Origin of the sequence: Caballeronia grimmiae, from assembly GCF_000698555.1 — a bacterium.
GTDB lineage: Bacteria > Pseudomonadota > Gammaproteobacteria > Burkholderiales > Burkholderiaceae > Caballeronia > Caballeronia grimmiae.
This window is the reverse complement of the sequence record NZ_JFHE01000085.1, coordinates 1-5,536: the sequence shown is the minus strand read 5'-3', so window position 1 is coordinate 5,536 and position 5,536 is coordinate 1. Positions and strand designations below refer to the sequence as shown.

Annotated in this window: 3 protein-coding genes; all 3 read right to left on the bottom strand. The window is 49.4% G+C overall.

Annotated features, from left to right (window positions below; genetic code table 11):
- Window positions 1–341: 341 nt before the first annotated feature.
- Genes BG57_RS30395 through BG57_RS30390 form a run of 3 tightly spaced genes read right to left on the bottom strand, consistent with a single transcriptional unit; the run spans window position 342 to window position 5,308 of the window.
- Window positions 342–1,529 carry a response regulator gene (locus tag BG57_RS30395; RefSeq protein ID WP_052006107.1) on the bottom strand — a complete coding sequence of 396 codons (1,188 nt, stop codon included), beginning with the start codon at window positions 1,527–1,529 and terminating at the stop codon, window positions 342–344.
- Entirely contained in the window at window positions 1,510–1,983 is a 474-nt protein-coding gene (locus tag BG57_RS32150) for a response regulator (RefSeq protein WP_075583259.1), read from the bottom strand. Before BG57_RS32150 ends, BG57_RS30395 begins: the two co-directional genes overlap by 20 nt.
- Window positions 1,976–5,308: an ATP-binding protein gene (locus BG57_RS30390; RefSeq protein WP_152562756.1), complete on the bottom strand. Its 3,333-nt coding sequence runs from the start codon at window positions 5,306–5,308 to the stop codon at window positions 1,976–1,978. The genes BG57_RS32150 and BG57_RS30390 overlap by 8 nt, the downstream gene beginning before the upstream one ends.
- Window positions 5,309–5,536: the final 228 nt, after the last annotated feature.

Below are 5,536 nucleotides of genomic sequence, written 5' to 3'. Positions count from 1 at the left end.
GCGGTGGCTCAAAATTCATTCGGCGCGGACAACTGTTCCCCACCCTCCAGCCACAGAGGCCAATTGCATAGCTCACCAGCAGAGATTCGCTGCGAGAAGCATGTGGCGAGTCTGGGATGCGTCACAAGACGACCAGGTCTCCTGCGATCGCCAAAGACCTTCGCTAGGTTGCATACCTCGCTCGCGCCCACCGCTGATGAGCGAAAGCCTGCTCGCTCAGCCAATGGGTAGCGAAGGTATCGAGATTTAGGCGAGGGCATTAAAGTTCGGATTGCCCTAACAACGAACGACCGCGGCGCATTGCTAATATCGGACGTTCATAGGGATCCGAACCTCATACGCTATAGGATTCGTGGCCACACAAGCTTAAGTGCGCAAGCCAAGGCTCCCAAGTAAGCGGCCCACTTGGCGTGACCTAGACCGTGAACAACCTTATCGAAAATTCCATGGATGACAAAGCCTGGTGTTCGTTGATCGACTTGCGGGACCGGTTGACAGTCTCCTAAGATGAGCGGCAGCCAGTTACGAAGCATAAAGTCGTCACCTTTGAAGTAAAGGCTGTGACCACCGTTGAAGAACCGGTTCACGAAACGGTCATTGTTGATTCCGTAGAACCCGGTCTTCCCGGCCATTCCTACACCAAGTACTAAGGCCCGGCTTATCCATAGTACATAGTCACTGTCTCCGCACTCGTTTACGACTTTCGTTTCCGGGCAGGATTGTAAGAACCGCCAGTCATAGTTGGAGTTGAGGACGCTTCCACTCAGGACAAGCGTCACGTCGTGAATCGCCACGCCCCGCGAGTGTAGCAAGCGAAGAGCATTGACTAGGAGAAAAGTGCCGAAGCTATGACTAAAGAGGATGAGTCGTTTCTTTTCATTCTCAGCAAGAAACCGTTGAAGGTGGCCAGCTATTCTGTTGACTTCTCTAGCACGCAGTGGAGGGATCATGAATGCGAACGCTGAGAAGTAACCATACTTATAGCTGTTGAAGGAAACGGCTGATGTCCTAGAACTCACTAAGTTAGATAGTCGTTCTTGCCATGCTCCAAAAGTCTGTATCCCATGAACCGTCAATACGGCTATGCCCTTTTCGTCAGGCAACCGATGGACCTGTGAGAGCGTGGTGTAATTCAGCTGGGACGCGATCTTCCGTTTCCATAGCTCCGAGTTACCTTCCGCCTCGACTACTACGGCGCACGAATTCTCGAACTCGGCCCGGAAATGCTGGATATCATCTAGGTGAGCGGTGATACCGACTATTTTTTCTGGTTTCTTCAGGAAAGCGGACCTCGAAATCTGGTTCAGTAGGGTAATACCGTGAGCCGCCGCTGCTGTCCCACCTACCCGCTTTGGAAGGACAACGTCAAGAACCAGCAGATCAAAATACATATCTCGAAGCCTGCTTTTCGCTTCGTCCACGGAACGGGATTCGGTAATCTGACTCCGATGCAGATGCGCTTCCGTGGCGAGGTATTCAATCAACAATTCCGACCGCTTTACATTATCGTCAACAATTAGAATCTTCATGAAATATTTGCACCAGCATTTTTAATAATTTTTCTTTCCACGCACTCCGCGAGCTGTCATAGTGGACAAACCCCGCGTAATGGTGCCCGCATTCCAACCGGACTTCGTCATCAAGAGATTCCAGAGTCTGAGAAGCCCCGCGTTCGCTGAACGACTCATATTGCGTAATAAAAATTATTTTCGTTTGAATTCTACGTCGGATTATCTTTCTAGCGATCTCCTTTCCACCGAACGTACGAAAACGCCCGCCGGACTCCGTCGCGGACTTGTCGTAAGTCGGTAGACTCATGTCCATAAGCACAACGCTAAAATCTGTATCAGCAACCCTTTGGCATGCCGTGGTGAACGAATGAGCCTCTTCCACTACGCAAGTCGGAAAAGTTTCGCGTACAAACGTCGTGACTCTCTCGCGCTTATGATTGTTATCTTCAACAATTAATACAATCTCAGCCATAGGAGATCCTCGTCCTAAAAATTGCATCTTCTGCGAAGATGTTCACGTCGAAGTGGTCTTTTATGGATCGCAATTGATTATACGCCTTACTTAACCCTGATCCGCCCTCCTTACGCATCATGTGGAGTGAGCTAGGTCCTTTCATTTTTTCTACTATCTGGGTGAGTCGATCCGGGGTAAGGGCCTCGAGTTTATCGGGCGTTACGGAATTCTCGACCTGAAGCGTCCACGTCGTGCCGGCGATTGTGCTGGAAACGCGAATCGCAGTGTGAGCGCCAAACCCGCTATGGCGGCATGCGTTCTCAAGTATGTTCACGAAAGCGACGATGAACGACTTAATCTGACGGCCATCGAACCGAATGGCGGAGAGATCCATCATGTCCCGAACAATGTTCAATCGTACGCCCTTGACTCGCTCGAAACACTCAATAGAGATTTCCGTCAATTCACTTAGATTTCTTGCCGAAGAAACATAGTCAACGTGCCTCCGAAACCATTCGGATGCGGTTGTGATATCTTCTCTAATATCGTTTCGCACTCTAGTAATGGCTGCCATCAGGTCTACTAGCCCAACTCCGGATTTCGCGGTGGTTATGCGTTCAATAAGCTCTTGAAATAGTGCATCGACGCCGTTCCTGAATTCGACGTTAAGCTTTTCTCGCATTTCGCTCAAGCAGTCCTCCGTGTGAGACCATAGAACATCGAAGAATGATTGGAGGAACTCCTCTCCCGACGCGGATCTTTCCGCCCGCGTATGAAACTGTCTAAAATCGTGGAGAAAAAGTTTATAGTTAAAAACCCGGCTGGTATCCTTGTGATCGGCCGTCACCTTCATCCATTCTTCAGCCTTTTCCACGAGCTGGTTAAAATTTGCGGAAAACCATTTTAGTTGGTCGTCCACCGCGCGAAGAATTCCTTCAACGATTATGGTGTTGGAGTTAAGCCAAAATTCATTTGATTTGTACTGTCCGTTCTGGTCTTTTTCTGTTAACAGCCTAGCCTCTTCCAGCTTGGACCGCATGAGATTAGAAAAGAACCCATGACGAATTTCGGCGCTCAGATTCTTATCTAAACCGTGTTTCTCGTCGTAAAGAAACGCATCTTGAACAAGGTTAACGATTTTAAGTAGTGTCGTGTTTCGATCTCCGGCCACGACAGCTTGCGCAGTGTCCCCATCAAGCAGCTCTCCATCCACCCTAATGAACTTCTCCTCGGTGCCGTCTTTCACCGATTTGTAGAGTGCAAGCAGGGACGAGACGTCTTGTGACAGATCACGGCGAAGCGCACGGTCGTTGACATCAATCTTTGCTACGTTGAACTCCGTGGCACCGCTGTCGACCACCACCTGCATGACAATCTCATCCACTTCTGCGCGATGTTGATCTGGCTCGATTAATGTCAAATCACGAAGGTGATCGAGGATTTTTACGCGTTCCGATCTCAGATCGTTGCTATCTTTAAAAGCGCCAAGGAAGTCCATCGTCTCAAGAGTTGCTATGTCTCGATAGAAAACAATAGGGCGGGCGTCTAGCTCGTCGAGAAGATGAAACAAGTCGCTCGGCCGGGCGGCATCGTTGCTGAGAATGAATTCCTCAAAGGTCTCATTCAACAGGTATTCCTTCTTCGAGTCGATTTTTTTTACGTAATAGTAAGCTATGATCAGTGAATCGAGCGTATGCGCGTTGGTCCGCTCAATGTGCTCAATTAGCTTGCGCATTGGAAAAGCAACAAAAGCATTTGGTTGTTGCGCCAAGGTTGCCGCGCAGAGCGGAATCACATCTCCGAGTGCATTGACACTCGATAGATACGACGATGCCAGTTCGTAGTAATCTTTCTTCAACGGAACCGTCATTCTGAACGCATCAAGTTTCGCGTCTACGTCCTCTCGAGTCGAACTGAGCGTTCGAATCTGTTGTTTTATGATGCGGTACTGCGGCAGCGTGTGCGAGTCGGAGAGGTAAGAATGCGAAAGAATCGGATCTGCGTCCTTTGTAAGGGTCCTCGTCCACGGAGTAGCGTCCGCGTTGGATATGGCGGCGAGCCGAGCTAGCCATTGTCTGTCCTCCGACTCGTAGCGGAGCGGCATGCTAGCATAGAGGCTTAATTGCAACTGGCTGCTGCCTTGAAAGTGATTGAGTTGAACGACAATGCTGGAGATTAAGTCTGCTGTGCGAGTCGGCGACGCCGAGAAATCGTAAAGTGAACTTAGGTGACGGATGACGTCCGACACCGGACCCTGATCCGGACGAAAAAGGCCGGTATTGGCTATAGCTTCTGCTTTCGCGACTAAATTGGCCAACGCAAAGGGCGTCCGGAATTGCTGGAACCTCGTGCGGAACTCATTGATTAACGCGACAGATTGATCATTCTCGTACAGTCTAACTAGCCTGGAAGAATCCGCATTGTTTCCTCGACCTTGAACGGATAGAGGATCCGAAGAAGGAACGGCTTCATCGCCTACGGCAGAGCCCATTTCCTCAATGAATATTGACAGGTGCCTCACGAAGTCCAACTCGGTTTGTGCGACAATTTCGTGAGCGAGAATCTCTGCGCTCAAGGTACAAATCAAGTGATACTGATCTACAATGCCAAAAGTTTGGATGACCGGGAGGCAAGTAAGGTTTTCTCTGCGAGCGAATAAGGGGCGAGGAACAAAAAGCAAACTCAGCAAGTCCGCCCACTCATTTATCTCAGCTTCTTTCAATTCGTTGATTGTTCTTTGGACTATTTTCTGCAGATGTAAAAGCGGATCACTTGCAATCAACAAGAAGCAGTTTATTAAATAGGTAACGAACGAATCGGAACTCCGGGACTTACAACTTTCCGCGAAGTCCTGCATCTCCTGCAACTTCCCTTGATAGGAGAGCACTAGGATTCTATTCCTGATATACCAGAGAGACTCGCCAATCTTTTCTCGCAATTCATCGAGAAGATTCGAGGCGAGATTGTATTGTCCGGCTAGCACACTGATCTCAAAGCGATCGCGCAGTGCAACGAATGTCCGAAGCTCTTCCGCATGCTGCATTACAAGCGAAAGGTACAGTTCCAGTAGTCGAGAAGGGGCCACCTGGTCGCGAAATATATTTGCGACGGAGAATTCTTCGATTGTAGTGGCGGATGCATTAAAGAGTCGGCGAAAACGCTTCCTTTGATACAGCTGTTTAAAGTCCGATCGAAAGTCGGCAACCGCTCTTCGGGAAATGAACGTTGCTGCAGTGCTTGCATATTGATCGTCTGCAAGCATCCCAGCAATCAGGGGATTAGCGAGACAGTTGAACGCGTCTTTGTTCGAATTGGTCTTTGCCTTCGCTTTCTTTCTACTCATTACTCGGTACCAGATTTTTAGTTTCGCGTCGGAGAACGAATTGCCGGCGTTCCGCCTACGCTTGGCGATTTCTCGATTATAACGTCCAGAAGGCCGAACAAGTTCCAGATGACTGCGCGTAATCCAATGTCCGTAAAGTTCGAGGCAGGATTCGCTGTGTTTCAGGGCCCGTCACAAACGCGCCGTCTGCAGTGTCGGCGCAAAGCTCCAAAACTTGACGTATTCTTC

What these genes read in the sequence shown, in the direction of transcription:
- BG57_RS30395 (WP_052006107.1), bottom strand. Translation starts at nt 1,529, where the DNA reads ATGAAGATTCTAATTGTTGACGATAATGTAAAGCGGTCGGAATTGTTG.
- BG57_RS32150 (WP_075583259.1), bottom strand. Translation starts at nt 1,983, where the DNA reads ATGGCTGAGATTGTATTAATTGTTGAAGATAACAATCATAAGCGCGAG.
- BG57_RS30390 (WP_152562756.1), bottom strand. Translation starts at nt 5,308, where the DNA reads ATGAGTAGAAAGAAAGCGAAGGCAAAGACCAATTCGAACAAAGACGCG.